General features: G+C 54.5%; 22 protein-coding genes. 19 read left to right on the plus strand and 3 right to left on the minus strand.

Annotation, left to right across the window (positions count from 1 at the left end):
- The first annotated feature begins 3 nt into the window (after nucleotides 1-3).
- The 3 genes from ACESTR_RS03630 to ACESTR_RS03640 all read left to right on the plus strand — a co-directional run bounded on the left by ACESTR_RS03630 (nucleotide 4) and on the right by ACESTR_RS03640 (nucleotide 1,672).
- Complete coding sequence (locus ACESTR_RS03630) at nucleotides 4-600, plus strand: type 1 glutamine amidotransferase family protein (RefSeq protein WP_130062621.1); 597 nt, start codon at nucleotides 4-6, stop codon at nucleotides 598-600.
- Nucleotides 600-1,247, plus strand: a complete 648-nt coding sequence (locus ACESTR_RS03635) for an O-methyltransferase (protein WP_009598302.1) — start codon at nucleotides 600-602, stop codon at nucleotides 1,245-1,247. The genes ACESTR_RS03630 and ACESTR_RS03635 overlap by 1 nt, the downstream gene beginning before the upstream one ends.
- Before the next feature lie 104 nt (nucleotides 1,248-1,351).
- Nucleotides 1,352-1,672 (plus strand): nucleotide pyrophosphohydrolase, encoded by a 321-nt coding sequence (locus ACESTR_RS03640; protein ID WP_009598235.1) that lies wholly within the window; start codon nucleotides 1,352-1,354, stop codon nucleotides 1,670-1,672.
- A 165-nt stretch (nucleotides 1,673-1,837) separates the two neighbouring features.
- Here the strand turns inward: ACESTR_RS03640 and ACESTR_RS03645 are convergent, their stop codons facing one another.
- Both ACESTR_RS03645 and ACESTR_RS03650 read right to left on the minus strand, forming a co-directional pair.
- Nucleotides 1,838-2,749, minus strand: a complete 912-nt coding sequence (locus ACESTR_RS03645) for a hypothetical protein (RefSeq protein ID WP_227042145.1) — start codon at nucleotides 2,747-2,749, stop codon at nucleotides 1,838-1,840.
- 131 nt (nucleotides 2,750-2,880) lie between these two features.
- A complete protein-coding gene (locus ACESTR_RS03650) occupies nucleotides 2,881-4,623 on the minus strand; it encodes a phospho-sugar mutase (RefSeq protein WP_130062617.1) in 1,743 nt (580 codons plus the stop codon).
- A gap of 226 nt (nucleotides 4,624-4,849) precedes the next feature.
- On the opposite strand from ACESTR_RS03650, the gene dnaA reads away from it, so the two are divergent.
- The 12 genes from dnaA to ACESTR_RS03710 all read left to right on the plus strand — a co-directional run bounded on the left by dnaA (nucleotide 4,850) and on the right by ACESTR_RS03710 (nucleotide 15,360).
- On the plus strand, nucleotides 4,850-6,262 hold the full coding sequence (gene dnaA, locus ACESTR_RS03655; RefSeq protein WP_014774285.1) for a chromosomal replication initiator protein DnaA: 1,413 nt from the start codon (nucleotides 4,850-4,852) through the stop codon (nucleotides 6,260-6,262).
- A 73-nt stretch (nucleotides 6,263-6,335) separates the two neighbouring features.
- Nucleotides 6,336-6,851, plus strand: a complete 516-nt coding sequence (locus ACESTR_RS03660; protein ID WP_130062616.1) for an STM3941 family protein — start codon at nucleotides 6,336-6,338, stop codon at nucleotides 6,849-6,851.
- Nucleotides 6,852-6,857: 6 nt separating this feature from the next.
- On the plus strand, nucleotides 6,858-7,754 hold the full coding sequence (locus ACESTR_RS03665; RefSeq protein WP_279183316.1) for a helix-turn-helix transcriptional regulator: 897 nt from the start codon (nucleotides 6,858-6,860) through the stop codon (nucleotides 7,752-7,754).
- A gap of 54 nt (nucleotides 7,755-7,808) precedes the next feature.
- Nucleotides 7,809-8,333, plus strand: coding sequence for a cupin domain-containing protein (locus ACESTR_RS03670; protein WP_278727772.1), 525 nt, complete (start codon nucleotides 7,809-7,811; stop codon nucleotides 8,331-8,333).
- A 123-nt stretch (nucleotides 8,334-8,456) separates the two neighbouring features.
- Entirely contained in the window at nucleotides 8,457-8,669 is a 213-nt protein-coding gene (locus ACESTR_RS03675; RefSeq protein ID WP_022044625.1) for a hypothetical protein, read from the plus strand.
- Between the two features lie 83 nt (nucleotides 8,670-8,752).
- Nucleotides 8,753-9,214 carry a thioredoxin-dependent thiol peroxidase gene (bcp, locus tag ACESTR_RS03680; protein ID WP_227042148.1) on the plus strand — a complete coding sequence of 154 codons (462 nt, stop codon included), beginning with the start codon at nucleotides 8,753-8,755 and terminating at the stop codon, nucleotides 9,212-9,214.
- Between the two features lie 91 nt (nucleotides 9,215-9,305).
- Complete coding sequence (locus ACESTR_RS03685; protein WP_227042149.1) at nucleotides 9,306-9,698, plus strand: hypothetical protein; 393 nt, start codon at nucleotides 9,306-9,308, stop codon at nucleotides 9,696-9,698.
- A 28-nt stretch (nucleotides 9,699-9,726) separates the two neighbouring features.
- Complete coding sequence (gene recA, locus ACESTR_RS03690) at nucleotides 9,727-10,743, plus strand: recombinase RecA (RefSeq protein ID WP_009598282.1); 1,017 nt, start codon at nucleotides 9,727-9,729, stop codon at nucleotides 10,741-10,743.
- A gap of 6 nt (nucleotides 10,744-10,749) precedes the next feature.
- Complete coding sequence (locus ACESTR_RS03695) at nucleotides 10,750-12,990, plus strand: RelA/SpoT family protein (protein WP_014774291.1); 2,241 nt, start codon at nucleotides 10,750-10,752, stop codon at nucleotides 12,988-12,990.
- 1 nt (nucleotide 12,991) lies between these two features.
- Nucleotides 12,992-13,477 carry a hypothetical protein gene (locus ACESTR_RS03700; protein WP_009598175.1) on the plus strand — a complete coding sequence of 162 codons (486 nt, stop codon included), beginning with the start codon at nucleotides 12,992-12,994 and terminating at the stop codon, nucleotides 13,475-13,477.
- 372 nt (nucleotides 13,478-13,849) lie between these two features.
- Nucleotides 13,850-14,236, plus strand: a complete 387-nt coding sequence (locus ACESTR_RS03705; RefSeq protein ID WP_195290952.1) for an HIT family protein — start codon at nucleotides 13,850-13,852, stop codon at nucleotides 14,234-14,236.
- A gap of 659 nt (nucleotides 14,237-14,895) precedes the next feature.
- The gene (locus ACESTR_RS03710; protein ID WP_217729792.1) at nucleotides 14,896-15,360 is read left to right on the plus strand and encodes a helix-turn-helix domain-containing protein; all 465 of its coding nucleotides are present in this window, start codon (nucleotides 14,896-14,898) and stop codon (nucleotides 15,358-15,360) included.
- 204 nt (nucleotides 15,361-15,564) lie between these two features.
- On the opposite strand, the gene ACESTR_RS03715 is transcribed toward ACESTR_RS03710, so the two are convergent.
- Complete coding sequence (locus ACESTR_RS03715) at nucleotides 15,565-16,059, minus strand: PaaI family thioesterase (RefSeq protein WP_014774294.1); 495 nt, start codon at nucleotides 16,057-16,059, stop codon at nucleotides 15,565-15,567.
- 304 nt (nucleotides 16,060-16,363) lie between these two features.
- On the opposite strand from ACESTR_RS03715, the gene ACESTR_RS03720 reads away from it, so the two are divergent.
- From ACESTR_RS03720 to ACESTR_RS03735, 4 genes are read left to right on the plus strand one after another with little or no spacing between them, the layout of a single operon-like run.
- Nucleotides 16,364-16,519: a hypothetical protein gene (locus tag ACESTR_RS03720; RefSeq protein ID WP_373178835.1), complete on the plus strand. Its 156-nt coding sequence runs from the start codon at nucleotides 16,364-16,366 to the stop codon at nucleotides 16,517-16,519.
- Between the two features lie 3 nt (nucleotides 16,520-16,522).
- Nucleotides 16,523-16,666 (plus strand): hypothetical protein, encoded by a 144-nt coding sequence (locus ACESTR_RS03725; protein WP_373178836.1) that lies wholly within the window; start codon nucleotides 16,523-16,525, stop codon nucleotides 16,664-16,666.
- On the plus strand, nucleotides 16,635-16,835 hold the full coding sequence (locus ACESTR_RS03730) for a hypothetical protein (RefSeq protein ID WP_373178838.1): 201 nt from the start codon (nucleotides 16,635-16,637) through the stop codon (nucleotides 16,833-16,835). The genes ACESTR_RS03725 and ACESTR_RS03730 overlap by 32 nt, the downstream gene beginning before the upstream one ends.
- A 6-nt stretch (nucleotides 16,836-16,841) precedes the next feature.
- Nucleotides 16,842-17,024: a hypothetical protein gene (locus ACESTR_RS03735; RefSeq protein WP_373178840.1), complete on the plus strand. Its 183-nt coding sequence runs from the start codon at nucleotides 16,842-16,844 to the stop codon at nucleotides 17,022-17,024.
- Nucleotides 17,025-17,259: the final 235 nt, after the last annotated feature.

Raw genomic sequence — 17,259 nt, forward strand, 5'->3', positions numbered from 1 at the left:
GTTATGGAAAAAGAGATCGTATTCGTCCTGCTCGACGAATTTGCAGACTGGGAGGCGGCGTTCCTCGCCCCGGCCCTTTGTTCGGGCGTCATGCCGGGCCGTCCGGGTTCGTACGCCGTAAAATACATGTCTCCCGACGGAGAGTCCGTCCGGTCGATCGGCGGATTGCGCGCAACGCCCGATTATGACGCGTCGGCATTGCCGGAAAGTTGCGCCGGGCTGATTCTGGTCGGCGGCATGCAGTGGGAGTCGGCCGCCGCCCGGCGGATCGCGCCGCTCGCAGGCGAAGCGCTGAAGCGCGGGATTCTCGTCGGCGCCATCTGCAACGCAGTTTCGTTCATGGCCGCGAACGGCCTGCTGAACAGCGTACGGCATACGGGCAACACGGTCGAAATGCTGAAACAGTGGGGCGGGGCGAACTACACGGGCGACGCGCTCTACGAGGAGCGGCAGGCCGTGCGCGACGGCAACGTCGTGACGGCAAACGGCACGGGGTATCTCGAATTCACCCGCGAATGCCTGCTCGCGCTCAAGGCCGACACGCCCGACCGGATCGAGGCATCGTACAAGTTCAACAAATACGGATTCTGCAGGCAGTAATGGACGCGCTCGAACAATATATCCGCGACCACACCTCGCCCGAAGAGGAGTTGCTGCACGAACTGGACCGCGAGACCAACCTGCGGGTCATACAGCCCCGCATGCTGTCGGGCCATATTCAGGGCCGCCTGCTGGAAATGCTCGTGCGGATGCTACGCCCGCGGCGGGTGCTCGAAATCGGGACTTTCACGGGTTACTCGGCCCTCTGCATGGCCGCAGGGCTGGAAGGGGAGGCCGAACTGCATACCGTCGAGGTTGAAGACGAACTGGAAGAGCTGGCGCAATCGTTCTTCGACCGCAGCGCGCACGGCTCCCGCATCCGGCTCCACATCGGTTCGGCGCTGGATATAGCTCCCGGACTGGGCGGTGTGTTCGACCTCGTATTCATCGACGGCGACAAGCGCGAATACCCGGACTACTACCGGATGCTGATGGGCGACGACGGCGGCTGTCCGCTGGTGCGCAGCGACTCGGTGCTGATCGCCGACAACATCCTCTGGTCGGGAAAAGTCGTGCAGCCGATCGCCCACAACGACCGCCACACGCAGGCGGTGATGGAGTTCAACCGCATGGTCCGGGAAGATCCGCGCGTCGAAAACGTAATCGTACCGCTGCGGGACGGCCTGAACCTGATTCGGATAAAATAAGCCGGAAACAACCGATTAGGATATTGTAAAATGACTTTTTCCTGCTTTCCCCGACACGGAGAAAGCGGGATTTTTTCGTACCTTTCGGAAAAATCAACGGACAAATGGAACTAAGCGAATTACAGCGACGGGTCGATGCGTGGATCAAAGAGTACGGAGTGCGCTATTTCAGCGAACTGACCAACATGGCCGTGCTCACCGAAGAAGTAGGGGAGCTGGCCCGCATCATGGCCCGCAAATACGGCGACCAGTCGTTCAAGGAGGGGGAGAAATGCAATCTCGCGGACGAGATGGCCGACGTATTATGGGTGCTGACGTGTCTGGCCAACCAGACGGGCGTGGACCTCACGGCGGCCATGGAAGCCAACTTCGCCAAAAAAACCTCGCGCGACAAAGAGCGGCACCGCAGCAATCCGAAACTCTGACGGAGCGCATTCTCACACAAGCGGAGCGGCGACTCGGATTAAACTTCCCGACAGGCCCGCTCCGCTATTGCCGTGGAACGTGCCCGGCACGGTACAGCGCGTTTGGTGCGAGCTTTCGCGCGGGGGCCAGCAACTCTTCGTCGTCGGCAATCCTTCGGGCCGAAATCACTCCACGATGTCGATGCAGATCGCACCGTATTTCCCCCGCACGCCATAGGTCTGCACGGCTTCGACGGGAAGCATGTAGAAATAGTGCATCGGCACGTCCGCCGACACCGAGAAGGCATCGGCCCGGCACATCTTCAGCCACGATTCGATCGAGGAAAAAGCACCGTTGAAAACCACGAGCGGCACCCGGTCGGGATAGATGTCCCCGATAACGACGCCCCGGCCGGCGCCGTAGCGCGCCATCGTCGCAGAGTCGGTGTATATTTCGAGCGTGCGCAGGATCAGCCCGTCGATAAACTGGAAGCTACTGCCCGGAACCCGCTCCCCGTCGAGCAGATAAACGGCGTCGGGCGGCAACGTACGCCAAAGTTCCTTGGGAACCTTGAATAGGGAGAGCTCGCCTCCGGCCCTGCGCACCGAATCGTATTCGTCGCGCAGCGTGTAGGCGGCGATATGCTTTGGGGCGCTGCGCCACTTGTGTCCGGGTTCGTCGTATACGTCGTCGGCCCACGTATATCCCGCAACGTTGCCCAGCAGGTGCGGACGCACGCCTTTTTTCCGGTTGCGCTCGGTAAAGAATTTCAGCAAACGCACTTTCTCGCGCCGGGTAGTGTCCGACAAGCGCATCCGGCGGTTTTTAGCCTTCACCTTACGCACGTTCCACAATGTCACCGCATCGTATGCCGCAGCTTCGGTCGTACGCCGCCGGTTGAGTTTATAGGCGAACGGACGCGCGGCGGCCAAGGAATCGGCCGCAAAAGCGGGGGAGGGCAGATCGGCGATCGCTTCCTGCCGCGCCTCGTCGAAGCGCAGCTGCGCTTCAGGCCTGCGGGGTTCCTGCGCCGCCGCACTCCCCATATATATACATGCCGCAACCAAAGCCGCCGTACGGATAAACATATTTTTCATTTCAAAAGCTACTAAAATTTTAGTAAAAGTAATACTAAATTTTTAGAAGTGCAAATTCCAACCGGGGTAATATGACAAAAAGCGCCCCGGCCTGAGGACCGGGGCGCTTTTGTCGGACTGGGCAGCCGCGGCTACTCCAGTTTGAGGTCTTTCTTGATGGCTTCGATCTTGGCGTCGAGTTCCGCCTGCACCCGCTCGAAATCGGCGACCGATTCGAGCGGAGCCTTTACTCCGAAGTAGAACTTGATCTTGGGCTCCGTTCCCGAAGGACGCACCGAGACGATCGAACCGTCCTCGGTGAACCACTGAAGCACATTGCTCTTATCCTGCTCGATAGGGCTCTTCGCACCGCTCTTCACGTCGGTCGTTTCGAGCGACAGGAAGTCGTTGATCTTCACCACGGGCGATCCCACGATGGTCTTGGGCGGGTTTTCCCGGAATTCGACCATCATCTTCTGAATCAGCTCGGCGCCCTCCTTGCCCTTGCGTACGACCGACACGAGGCCCTCGCGGAAGAAGCCGTACTTCACATAAAGCTCCTGCAGCCACTCGTAGAGCGTCAGGCCCATCGTATCCATGGCCCAAGCCGCCGCCTCGGCCGCCAGCGAGCAGGCCGACACGGCGTCCTTGTCGCGTACGTAATCGCCGGCCAGATAGCCGAAGCTCTCCTCGCCGCCGCCGATGTATTTGGCCTTGCCCTCGTTCTCGCGGATAATCTTGGCGATATACTTGAAGCCCGTCAGGCAGTCGTAACACTTCACTTTGAAGTAGTCGGCCACGGCGTTCGCCATCTGCGAGGTCACGATGGTCTTCACGACATACTGGTTGCCGTCCAGCTTGCCGCGCTCGGCCCAGCGAGTCAGCTGGTAGCTCAGCAGCAGCACGAGGGTCTGATTACCGTTCAGCAGCACGTATTCGCCCTTCTTGTTGCGCAGCGCAACGCCGATGCGGTCCGAATCGGGGTCCGTGGCCAGCACCAGATCGGCGCCCTCCTTGGCCGCAAGGTCGATGGCCATCGACATGGTCTTGCGCTCTTCGGGATTCGGCGACTCGACGGTGGGGAAGTTGCCGTCGATAACGGCCTGCTCCGGCACGAGCTTCACGTTCGTGAAGCCGAACTTCTTGAGCGACTCCGGCACCAGACGCACGCCCGAACCGTGCAGCGGGGTGTAGATAATCTTCATATCGTGGTGCTTTTTGACGCTTTCGGGCGACAGCGACAGCTCATGCACCTTATTTAAATAGATTTCGTCGAACTTCTCGTCGAGGATCGTGATGTTCTGCGGGTTCTTGCCCAGCTGGATCATGTTCACGTCGGTAATCTTGGCGACCTCGGCGATGATGTTCTTGTCGTGCGGCTCGGTCACCTGCGCGCCGTCGGTCCAATAAGCCTTGTAGCCGTTGTACTCCTTGGGGTTGTGCGAAGCGGTAACGACCACGCCCGAATGGCATTTCAGCTCGCGGATGGCGAAGCTCAGTTCGGGCGTCGGACGCAGTGCGTCGAACAGAAAAACGGTGAATCCGTTCGAGGCGAAAATGTCGGCGACGCGCTCGGCGAACATACGCGAATTATTGCGGCTGTCATGGCCCACGGCGACCCGAATCTGCTCGCCCGCGAAGTTCTTGCGCAGGTAGTTGGCAAGCCCTTGTGTGGCAGCGCCTACCGTGTAGACGTTCATGCGGTTGGAACCCACGCCCATGATGCCGCGCAGGCCGCCCGTACCGAATTCGAGGTCTTTGTAAAAGCTCTCGACAAGTTCTTTCATATCGTTGTCCATCAGGTATTTAACCCGCTTCTTGGTAGCTTCGTCATAGTGGCCGTCAAGCCATGCCTGCGCCTTTTTCAGCACCGATTGTTCTAATTCGTTAGCCATAAGATTATTAGTTTTACTTATAATTTAAATGTATATTAATTTAAAAAATTTATATGCAAATATACAAATTATATTTCTATTATTCAATATCAGGGAGTTAAAATTGAGTGTCCGGAAACCGTTGTTTTTCTATATATAAAAAAAGTGAAATTGCAACATAAATTCGGAAATCTTTTTGCAAAATTATTCACAACTTTGTCACATCAAAAACAGTGCAACCCTTATCATGTTAAACAACGCGCAAACATATAGCGATATGTGGCAGAACTGCCTTGACCGAATCAAGGCCCAGACCTCCGAAGAGGAGTTCGTGAAATGGTTCCAGCCGATCGTACCGCTCGAATTCGACGGCACGAACCTTCGCCTGCGCGTTCCCAACGAGAGCTACGTCCACCAGATCGAGAAGAACTACATTCCGTTCCTGCGCCCGATCATCTCGCAGCTCTACGGCCAGCAGACCCGGCTGCACTACGCCGTGCCCCGTTCGGCCGCTCAGGCCGTACCCGTCACCGCCGACGCCGACACCACGGCCATCTCGCGTTTCAACACGCAGACCAATACCGCAAATATAAAGAATCCCTTCGTAATTCCGGGACTCAAGAAGATAATTATCGACCCGCAGCTCAATCCGGGTCTGACGTTCGCGACCTTTATCGAAGGCGAATGTAACCGGCTGGCGCGCTCGGCGGGCATGTCCGTGGCCGTGAATCCGGGCAACAACCCCTTCAACCCCTTATATATATACGGGAACTCAGGATTGGGCAAAACCCACATCGTGCAGGCCATCGGCCACGAGGTGCGGCAGCGCCATCCCGAACTGCAGGTGCTGTACGTCTCGATGAACAAGTTTCAGGCGCAGTTCCAGACGGCCTACAAGAACGGCGAAATCCCCGATTTCATCCACTTCTACCAGATGATCGACGTGCTGATCATCGACGACATTCAGGAGCTGACGGGCAAGACGGGTACGCAGAACGCGTTCTTCAACATCTTCAACCATCTCCAGCTGGCGGGCAAGCAGCTGATCCTCACTTCGGACAAGCCGCCCGTGGAGCTGAAGGACATCGAACAGCGGCTGCTGACGCGTTTCAAATGGGGACTCTCGGCCCAGCTCAATACGCCGGACCACGAAACGAAACTCAAAATCATCCGCGTAAAGGCCCAGAAACTCGGCGCCCAGATTTCGGACGACGTGGTGGCCTATCTGGCCGACAACATCTCGGCCAACGTGCGCGAAATCGAAGGCGCGCTCTCGTCGCTGGTCGCCAACGCCTCGTTCCTCGGCCGCAAGATCACCACGTCGCTGGCAAAGGAGATACTGAAGGTATACGTGCAGCTCTACCAGAAGGAGATCACCATCGACCACATCATCAAGGTCGTATGCGAGTACCTGAACCTCGATTTCGAACGCTTCAACTCGACGGAGCGCACGCGTGAGATCGCGCAGGCGCGGCAGATCGCCATGTACCTCTCCAAGCAGCACACCAAAGCACCGCTCACGACCATCGGTTCGGCCATCGGAGGGCGCAACCACGCTACGGTGCTCCACTCGTGCAAAGCCGTGTCGAACCTCATCGAAACCGACAAGGCATTTCGCCGCCAAGTCGAAGAGATCGAAAAGAAAGTACTCGCACAATAGTGCAGCACATACCGTAACACCCAAACAGAGGGCCGTGACAGGATATGTCACGGCTTTTTTATATCTTTGCGGCATGAGAAAAGTCTATCACTTCAAAATGCTCCGGACGGCGGCCCTGATACTTATAGGCGCCCCTGCATTCGGAGCGGCCGGCTTGCTGCTCATCCGCCTGCATCCCGGCAACCTGCCCGTAAGGATCGTAGGCTATGCCGGCATACTCTTTTTCGGAGGCTGTTTCGCTGCCGGACTGCTCGTCCTCCGACGGTTGGCACGCAACAGCGAAGCGCTGACACTCACACCCGAAAAACTCACGGTCCGCCAACCGAACGGCAGAGAGTACGCGCTGAAATGGAACGAAATCCGATCCTTCCGTGAAGCAGACATCAACGGACAACCCTTTATCGCAGTCATCACCTCCGAACCGCAAAAGCCGGCCGTGCAGAGCCACAACAGGCTTCGCCTATGGCTGAGAAGGCTCGACGAACGGCTCACGGGTTCGGCGATCAACATTTCACCCTCCTCCATCCATTGCAGGCGGGACGAATTATACGCAACGCTTTGCGAATACCTCGAAAAATACGGACGATAACTCATCATGGACCAATCCAAACTCGAACGCCTGCTGCGGCTGATGAAACTGCTGACGGCAAACACCACATACAACATCGACCAACTGGCCGAGCGGCTGCAGATGTCGCGCCGGACGGTTTACCGCTACATCGACACCTTCCGCGAAGCGGGATTCGTCATCAAGAAGAGCGGCAACTGCATCCGTCTCGACAAGGAGTCGCCCCATTTCCGCGACATCTCGCAGCTAGTCCACTTCACCGAGGAGGAGGCGGTGATACTCAAAAGCGCCATCGAGAACATCGACGACACGAACATGCTCAAACAGAACCTCAAGCGCAAACTCTACTCGGTATACGACAATAAAACGCTGGCGGACACGGTCGTACGGGGCAAGAACTCTCCGAATATCCGCACGCTCATCGAGGCGATCGACGAGCATCGGCAGGTGATCCTGCACGGCTACCAGTCGGCGCACGGCGGCGAAGTCCGCGACCGCAGGGTAGAGCCGTTCGCCTTTACGACCAATTACGTGCAGGTGTGGTGCTACGATCCCGAAGCGCATGCCTGCAAGCTCTTCAAAACCTCGCGCATCGGCTCCGCCGAGCTGACCGCAGCCCCGTGGGAACACGAACCGGAGCACTGCGAAGGTTTCATCGACGCCTTCCGCATGCACGGCGGCGCACGCCGCCGCGTACGGTTGGAGCTGGGACTGCTGGCCTACAACCTGCTCTGCGAGGAGTACCCGCTGGCCGAACGCGACGTCCGGCCGCTGGGCAGGGGACGCTGGCTGCTGGACACCGAAGTGGCGGGATTCGCCGGGGTAGGCCGCTTCGTGGTAGGGCTGCTGGACGACATCCGCATCGTCGATTCGCCCGAACTTACCACATATATACACAATTATATCAGAGCGAATATTTCCTGAGCCGCGTTTTTTCGCTACATTTGCTCTTGCACGAATACTAAAATACCAACACCTATGAAAACAGGCAGTATATTGCTGGGAGCATTGTGCATGGCATTCGCCGCAGACTCCTGCAGCCGGCAGACGCCGGCGGCGACGGAACCGCAGGCCGTCACCGAAACGATCGTATTCAAGGACTACGGAGCCGAGCCGACCGTGCTCGACATCGAAAGCTACACGCTTGCCAACGAAAATTTCCGCACCGTACTCTGGACGGGCGGCAACCTGCAGGTCACCGTCATGGCGATTCCCGTCGGCGGCGACGTCGGGCTGGAGCTGCACAACGGCATCGACCAGTTCCTGCGCGTGGAGGAAGGTACGGCGCAGGTGATGATGGGCGACAGCGCGGACAAACTCGACTTCGTGAAAGAGGTCAAGGACGACTATGCGATCTTCGTCCCGGCCGGCAAATGGCACAACATCGTCAACAAGGGCGACAAACCGCTGAAGATCTATTCGATCTACGCTCCCGCGGAGCATCCTCACGGCACGATACACAAAACCCAGCAGGAGTCCATGGAAGCCGAGCACGCGCATTGACCGGCGGAAAACAGAACGAAAAACGTGTGTTTTGACAAAAAACGCACGTTTTTTTTATTTTGTGTCACAACCTGTCACACAAAGGCCGTTCCTTTGCAACGTGAACCTAAAAGAAAAACGATTATGGGAACAGCTTACAAAATCAGGTGCCGCCACTGCGGAGCGCAGTTCGAGCACTACATGCAACCGGGTTACGGCATCCTGCCGATGTGCGTGGGTTGCGGCGAATACGTCGAGACCGAAACGGCCATCCGATGCCCGGCCTGCCTCAAGAAACTCAACACCACGCAGGAGGAGTTCAACGAGCAGATAGAGGTGACTTACATGTGGGATTAGCGCGCAAAAAGTCGGCGCGGAAATATGGAAAATCCGTGAAAAATTTCTATCTTTGAAAAAATAAACCCTTTTTTCGAAAACACATGACACAGCTTCAGGCGGGGGATATGGCCCCCGATTTCAAGTCCACGACCCAAGACGGTGAGACACTGACGCTTGCCGACCTGAAAGGACAGCGCACGATACTTTATTTCTACCCCAAGGACAACACGTCGGGCTGCACGCTCGAAGCGCAGAGCCTGCGCGACGGCAAGGCAGAACTGATAAGGAGGGGATTCCGGATCGTCGGCGTAAGTCCCGACAGCGAGAAGTCGCACCGGAATTTCTGCGCGAAGCACGACCTGAATTTCACGCTGCTCTCCGACACCGACCACAGCGTATGCGAAGCGTACGGCGTGTGGGCCGAAAAATCGATGTACGGCCGCAAGTACATGGGCGTACTGCGCACGACGTTCGTCATCGACGCCGAAGGACGCATCGAGAAGGTTTTCACGAAGGTAGACACCAAGAACCATTATCAGCAGATTCTGGACGCATACAAATAGGGCGATGAAGCGGTTGGGGAGCATATTACTCGTCGCAGGCTGTCTTTCCGGCACCTTGCAGCCGTATGCTCAGGAATATCCGGCCGGCCCCGTGTCCGACACTCCGGACGAGTTGTCGCTCAAAGCCCGCACCGCCGCCCGAACACTGTTGTTCAAAGAGCCGGAACCGCTCAGCCTCCAATGGCTGCGCGAAGAGGTAAACCCGCTCCTGCGCGCCCGGCGGAAGCTGCGGCAGGCAATGCAGGTCCGCGCGGAGAAAGCCGCGGCCACCGCCGTGCCGATGGTTCCCAAACGCGACATGAGCAAGGAGGTCGGCCTGTGGCGGATGAGCGTCGGCAACACCTCGGCCGACAACTGGAGTCCGTATCCCGACCGTGCGCTGGACGCCCGGACCCTGCGGTTCCCGCTGCCGCGCGACTCGCGAGCCGACAAGCGGCCCGACAACCTAAAAGCCCTCGACAGAATGAGGCAGCAGAAAAGATAAAAAAAGAAAAAAATAACAGACAAAGACAATGGCAGAAAAAGTACAGGTAAATGCGGATAAGCTCAAAGTGCTCAACGCAGTGATGGAAAAAATAGAAAAAGACTTCGGCAAAGGGTCGATCATGCGTATGAACTCGCAGGAAGTCAGCGACGTACCGGTAATTCCGACGGGTTCGATCACGCTCGACATAGCCCTCGGAGTGGGCGGATATCCCAAAGGCCGCGTCGTGGAGATCTACGGTCCCGAATCGTCGGGCAAGACGACGCTGGCCATCCACGCCATCGCCGAAGCGCAGAAGGCGGGCGGCATCGCGGCGTTCATCGACGCGGAGCATGCTTTCGACAGTTTCTACGCCCAGAAATTGGGCGTGGACGTGGACAACCTGCTGATCTCGCAGCCCGACAACGGCGAGCAGGCATTGGAGATCGCAGACTCGCTGATCCGTTCGAGCGCCATCGACATCATCGTCATCGACTCGGTGGCGGCGCTGACCCCCAAGGCCGAGATCGAAGGCGAGATGGGCGACTCGAAGATGGGCCTGCAGGCCCGCCTGATGTCGCAGGCGCTGCGCAAGCTGACGTCGAGCATCTCCAAGACCAAGACGGTCTGCATCTTCATCAACCAGCTGCGCGACAAGATCGGCGTGGTCTACGGCAACCCCGAAACCACCACGGGCGGCAACGCCCTGAAGTTCTACGCCAGCGTGCGCATCGACATCCGCCGCATGTCGGTCATCAAGGACGGCGAGGAGCAGCTCGGAACCCGCACGAAGGTCAAAGTCGTGAAAAACAAGGTGGCGCCTCCGTTCAAACGCGCGGAATTCGACATCATGTTCGGCGAGGGCATTTCGAAAATCGGCGAGATCGTCGATCTGGGCGTCGATTACGGCGTTGTCAAGAAGGCCGGATCGTGGTTCTCGTACGGCGACCGCAAGATCGGTCAGGGCCGCGACGCCGTCAAGGAACTGCTCAAAAACGACGAGGAGCTCCGCAACGAGATCGAAGGCAAGGTGCGCGAAGCCATGAAGGCGCCCAAAGAAAAATAGGTATTTATGGATTATACTGCCGAGGATGAAGTAATAATCAAGGAAAAGTGGGACGACCTGCTCCTCTCGTGTACGAAGATCTGCAAGAACGACGAGGACTGGAACTTCATCAAAAGAGCATTTTTCCTTGCCAAGGAGGCACATCAGGGGGTAAGGCGCCGCTCCGGCGAGCCATACCTCCTGCATCCTATTGCAGTAGCCAAGATCGTCATCGAGGAGATCGGGCTGGGCGTGAAATCGGTCGTTGCGGCTCTGCTGCACGACGTGGTGGAGGATACGGAGTACTCCGTGGAGGACATGGAACGCATCTTCGGTCCCAAGATAGCCTCGATGGTGGACGGGCTGACCAAAATGTCGGGAGTCTTCAACGCCGACACCTCGGAGCAGGCCGAATATTTCCGCAAGGTGCTGCTGACCCTCTCGGACGACGTGCGGGTCATCCTCATCAAGATCGCCGACCGCCTGCACAACATGCGCACGCTGGGGGCGATGCCGATGAACAAGCAGATCAAGATTACGGGCGAAACCATCTACCTCTTCGCTCCGCTGGCCTACCGGCTGGGACTCTACTCGATCAAAAGCGAGCTGGAGGACCTCTGCATGAAGTACCGCTTCCCGCAGCAATACGCCGAAATCACGCAGAAACTCAACGAAACGGAGGCGTCGCGCCGGGAGTTCATCGACAAATTCAACGCCCCGATCATCGCCGCGCTCAACCGCGACAACATCAATTACGAGATTTCGGGCCGCGTGAAGAGCATCTACTCGATCTGGAGCAAAATGCAGCGCAAGCAGATTCCGTTCGAGGAGATTTACGACCTGTTCGCCATCCGCATCGTCTTCAAACCGCTGCCGTTCCCTTCGGAGAAAACGCAGTGCTGGCAGGTTTACTCGACGATCACCGACATTTACACCCCCAAACCGGACCGCCTGCGGGACTGGATTTCGATGCCCAAGGCCAACGGTTACGAGGCGTTGCATTCGACCGTGATGGGTCCCGACGGGGTGTGGGTCGAAGTGCAGATACGCACTCAGCGGATGGAGGATATCGCCGAAAGGGGATTCGCCGCCCACTGGAAATACAAACACGCCACGATTTCGCAGGACGAAGACGAGTTCGACAAATGGCTGAAGCAGATCCGCGCGGCGCTGAACAGCCCGACGGAAAACGCAGTTGACTTCTTGGATAACTTCAAGTTATCGCTGTATACCTCGGAAATAGTGGTGTTTACACCAAAAGGCGAGGCCCGAAAAATGCCGTTCGGCGCTACGGCGCTCGACTTCGCATACGACATCCACTCGAAGATCGGCAACAGCGCCATCAGCGCCAAGATCAACCACAAACTCGAACCGATCACCACGCAGATCAACAGCGGCGACCAGATCGAGATCATCACGGCCGACAATGCCCGCCCCAAGCCCGAATGGCTCGAAATAGCGACCACGGCCAAGGCCAAGCAGTCGATCAAAAGCTTCCTGAAGCGCGAACGCCAGAACAACATCGAGCGGGGTATGCAAATGCTCGACGAGAAGATGAAATCGCTGAATATCAAGCTCAGCGGCCGTGTCCTGCGCAAGATCGTCCCGATATACGAAAGCAACAACAAGGAGGAGCTGTACAGCAAGATCGGAGCCGGCATCATCGACCTGAAGGACCTCGACAAAGTCCTGAAAGTAAACTCCAAAAGCAAGATACTCAAGTTCTGGACCCTTTTCATCAACAAAAAGGAGGACGAGGAGGGCGACGACCCGGCGGCTATCAACGACGCGGGCGAAACGGCGCCGAATGCAGCGCACCCGGCCAAAGAACAGCCGGAAACGCCCCAGTTCGAGATAGCGGAATGCTGCAAACCGATTCCGGGAGACAAGGTCGTGGGTTACCGCGATCCGAAAACCGGCAACATCATCGTCCACAAAGCCACGTGCGACGAATTGAACCGTCTTGCGACCCAGTTCGGCCGGAATATCGTCAAGGAGGAGATCAAATGGTCGCAACACAAGGCGATGTCGTATTTGGTCACCATCGAACTGCGCGGCATCGACCGTATGGGAATTCTGCTGGATCTGGCGAAAGTCGTGAGCGCCGATTTCAGCATCAACATCCGCGAAGTCGGCATCCACAGCCACGACGGCATCTTCGAAGGCAGCATCAGTCTCTATGTCAAGGACGCCGAGGGCCTGCAGGACGTGATGACGAAACTGCGTAAGATAAAAGGGATCGAGAGTGTCAAACGAACTTTAAGCTGATATGGAAGACTATTCAACCGTAATATGGGTCGTGGCGATTTTTGCAGCCATGTTGTTCAACGCGACCTCGCAGGCTCGCAAAAAGGCGAAAAAACAGGCTCACGAGACCCAAAAGCACACTCAGCACGAAGCTTGGCCCTCGTGGGACACGCAATCTGCGGATGAAATGCGGCACCCGGACAGTCAGGAGACCGTATCCGGAGCGGAAACCGACCGACTGCGCCCCGCAATGCAGCAGCCCGCACCGACGCCCGGATTCGGTGAAGTCGCCCGCAAAACGGCCGATTTCAAAAGCTCCGGGCGGCACGCCGGACGCAAAAACGCTCCGGACGGACGGCATCTCCACGAAGAAATCCTGCACGAAGAACACGCAGCAGGGGACAAGCATACGACAGCGGAGGCTGTAGCGGAAATTACGGAGGATTTCGACCTGCGCAAGGCAGTTATCTACTCGGAGATACTCAAGCCCAAATTCAACGAAGAATAAGGCTTTGAAGAGCAGCCTGCCGAGAGACGAGAAACGGCGATTTCCGCAAAGCGGCAGCAGGCGGGCGCCGGAGGCCCCGAAAAACAACGGGAATTCCCGGCGGCACTATGCGCGGGGACGCCCAAAAAAGCGACAAAAAACTCTGGCAGCACCATTTGCAAGAACATACCGAAAAAGCAATGGGAAACGCTCCGTCGGCACTTTTTCACGGAACGTACCGAAAAAAAGTCCGACGGCCCATTTTGTGGGGAAATACTATATAAGCAACGAGGAGCGACAAACACGGCAAATCATGCAGGAGGGCATACGACTTGCGGCGCAACCCGCGACAGCGGTCACTGTGTTAACAACGAAACTTTAAAAGATAAATATATGGCATCTATTTTTTCACGCATTATCGCAGGCGAAATACCTTCCTACAAGGTCGCCGAAGACGAAAACTATTACGCCTTTCTGGATATCAATCCGCTGACGAAAGGCCACACGCTGGTCGTACCGAAAAAGGAAATAGACTATATTTTCGACCTCGACGATCAGACACTGGCAGGCATGATGCTGTTTGCCAAAAAAGTCGCAGGTAAAATCAAGCAGGAAATAGCGTGTTCCAGAGTCGCAGTGGTGGTTTTAGGGCTTGAAGTGCCGCATGCACACATCCATTTGATCCCCATTAAGAGCGAAAATGACGTGGATTTTCACCGGGAAAAGCTCAAATTGACTCCGGAAGAGTTCGAAGAAATCGCAGCAAAACTTTCAAAATAGACCGCTGTTTACAATTATATAAACAGCTGAAAAATAGGCGGGTAGTGGGTTATCAACACTATCCGCCTATTATTTATTTAACATAATATATGGAGAATCAACGAAAGCTAATAATTCAGTTGATTAGTCGTCGGAAATTCGTTAAAAAAATCAAAATTTTCCCAAAATAGGGTAGTGCATTTACATTTGTAACAAACAAGAAAGGAGGGTATTTCCAATTGTAATTACAAGTGTAACTATATTCGTGTTGATATAGCTGTTATTATATCCATTTGTAATCAACCCGGCAACCGGCACCATCTGACGTTCCACGCGCAAGAGACAAGCGGTCAAATTGTTAAACATGCAAAATAAACACTTTAATAATCAATCATTTAAAAGAATTATATGTATTTTTAATTGACATCTATGAGTACGCTGCGAGAAAGGATGGCAATTACTGCAAATACAGGAATTATGAACTCTAAAAATCACATAACAACCAGCTATTTATAACATATTATATCAACAAATAGATAATATCAATCGCCGGAGACAGATTTAACAATATTTCGATCGTTACACTTGTAAACTTTTTCAACAGTTATTAACATTTTACAAATGATAAAATTGCTTGTTTTACAAAAAACAAATATTTATATTTGTAAAAAATTCTGCTGATGAGGGAAAAATTGCTCGATTTGATGAAAAATGAAGGATTGAAGCCAAGCCAGCTCGCCGAGCTGCTGGGAATCAATCCCGCCGGAATCTCCCATATTCTCGCCGGACGAAACAAACCGGGCTTCGATCTGCTGCAAAAGATTCTCCGGAGGTTTCCCCGGATCAACCCGGATTGGCTGCTGCTCGACTCGGATAAGATATACCGCGACGAGCCGCCGGCCCAATCGTCAGCTCCGCAGCCGATGAGCCAGCCCGCGTCGCCCGGCGGCGACCTTTTCGGCCTTGCCTCCGGTCGGCATCCGCTTGAAGAAAAACGGCAGCCGGAAACGGCGGAAAACGCAACCGGCGATCCGGCACCGCAACAACGACTCCCGGCAGCATTGTTTACCGCCAACGTCAAACGGATCGTCGTACTGTATGACGATCAGACCTTCGAAAGTTTTACGCCGACGACAATGCGTTAAAAAAATTCGTGCGGTGCGGGACGGAATACTCGATTCTCAGAGCGCAAAAAAGCCGGGTAATATTCCAAGGAAACGGAACCGGACAAAGGGTTACGGCAAAACCACGGACAATCCCAGCAATCTCGATCGCCGGCAACAAATTAGCAAGGCAGGTTTTTTAAACCTGCCTTAGTTACACATTGGCGCAAACATCAACTTGCCGCCTTATTTATTCAACGGATTTTCTTCGGCCGCTTCGACGCCGCAATCGCAAAAATGGAATTCCGAACGCGCCTTGTCCGGGGGAAACAGGAAATAAACGCATACGGCCTCCGTGCACAACACTTCGTGCCGGTCATAGATGCGGACTTCGATCTCAACGATGTTGCGACGCTGCCGACGCACGGATGCCCGCAAAACGATGTGGTCATCAGTCGTGTGAATCGGCTTGTGATAGCGGACCTCCATCTTCGAAGTAACGCCGCTCGTCTGAAACTTCCGAAATACGACCCAGCTGCTGATCTCGTCGGCCAGCGTTGCCTGAATGCCTCCGTGCAGCGTATTCACCCAGCCTTGGTATTCGGGACGAGGATGCCAGACGCTCACGATTTCATCACCGTTTTCGTAAAATTCCATCCGCAGTCCCTGCGGACTGTTCGGATCGCAGCCGTAGCAATGGTAACCGTCCATGCCGCGCCAAGGATTCGTTATCTTCTTCATAATATGCTATTCGATCGTTGCGGTGCGGACCGAATCTGTTCCGTGATCTGAGAATCGGTTCCGAAATCGGCCCGGTATAACAAAGATAGCCATTTTCCCGCGAATCTCATCGTCTTCGGCAATGCAAATCCGGTTCATTTCATCCGGAATATTATTCAATCCCGACAACAAAGTCACAGGGAGGAATCAACCTCCTTGGCGCAATGTTTGGTGTAATATTACCATTATGTTAAATTCTCGGAGAGCATAGCCACTTGATACGTTGTGCGTAAGCACTTTTTGAAATGGAATTTATAATAATATTATGTTAGACGAAAAACTTGTTTTGATGGTTAATCTTTCAAGGCTTGTTGCCGTTAGTGAATATCTTCGTGAACGCGGTGATGAGCATGTTTGTATTATTCTTGATAGTATTGTTAATGGTTTTCAAGATATATTATCTAATTTAAAACAAAAGTAAATTATGGAAACTCCCGATGTTGTAATTGTTCTTTCTAATGGCACTAAAATTCAGTGCACTGCTAAATCCGCTAAGTACCTTATTATTGGTCTTGGTTTGGAATCCGTTTTGAAGGATGGAAAAGTTGAAAAATTTGCTGACAAGTAAGAAGTTTTGGACGCTTGTGAGCGCGATTATTGCCGCTCTTTCGGCGTTTTTTCTTACGTCTTGTTCTACTTCTCACTATGTTGCTCAAAGTGTTTCCAGCTTTGTGAAAGGTGATACTACTACTACTATTATTAAATATGAGCAAGTTGGCTCTATAAAGAAAAAGTAATTTGTTATGGAAATTCAGAAAGAGTATATTATTGTTGTGAATGGTCGTCCCTATTTTTCGGTTGTGGATATTAAGCATCTTTCCGCTGTGATTGATGATGCTAAGGCACGTTTCGGTGTTGATTCGAAAATCGAAGTCGTTATGCAGACTACCGAACCGTATGCACCCGGAGAGAATAACAGTAACTAAGGATATTTTTGATCGTCTTATGGCTTCGAATTCGTGGCGAGGTCTTGAAGCGTTAATATCTTGGTCCGATTCTGTGACTTGGAAAACCAAAGCAGGCAAAATGCCTGTTTTGGTTATTCAGTATGATCATTTTGACGACTTTGTTCGCTGGAAAGATTGGGTATCGCATGTTTCCTTTCCTTATGCTTATACTCGCGCTATTGATGATGTTGTTATTGTGGAGGTTCCCGTAGAG

Source organism: Alistipes sp. DJF_B185 (assembly GCF_964250025.1).
Lineage (GTDB): Bacteria > Bacteroidota > Bacteroidia > Bacteroidales > Rikenellaceae > Alistipes > Alistipes finegoldii.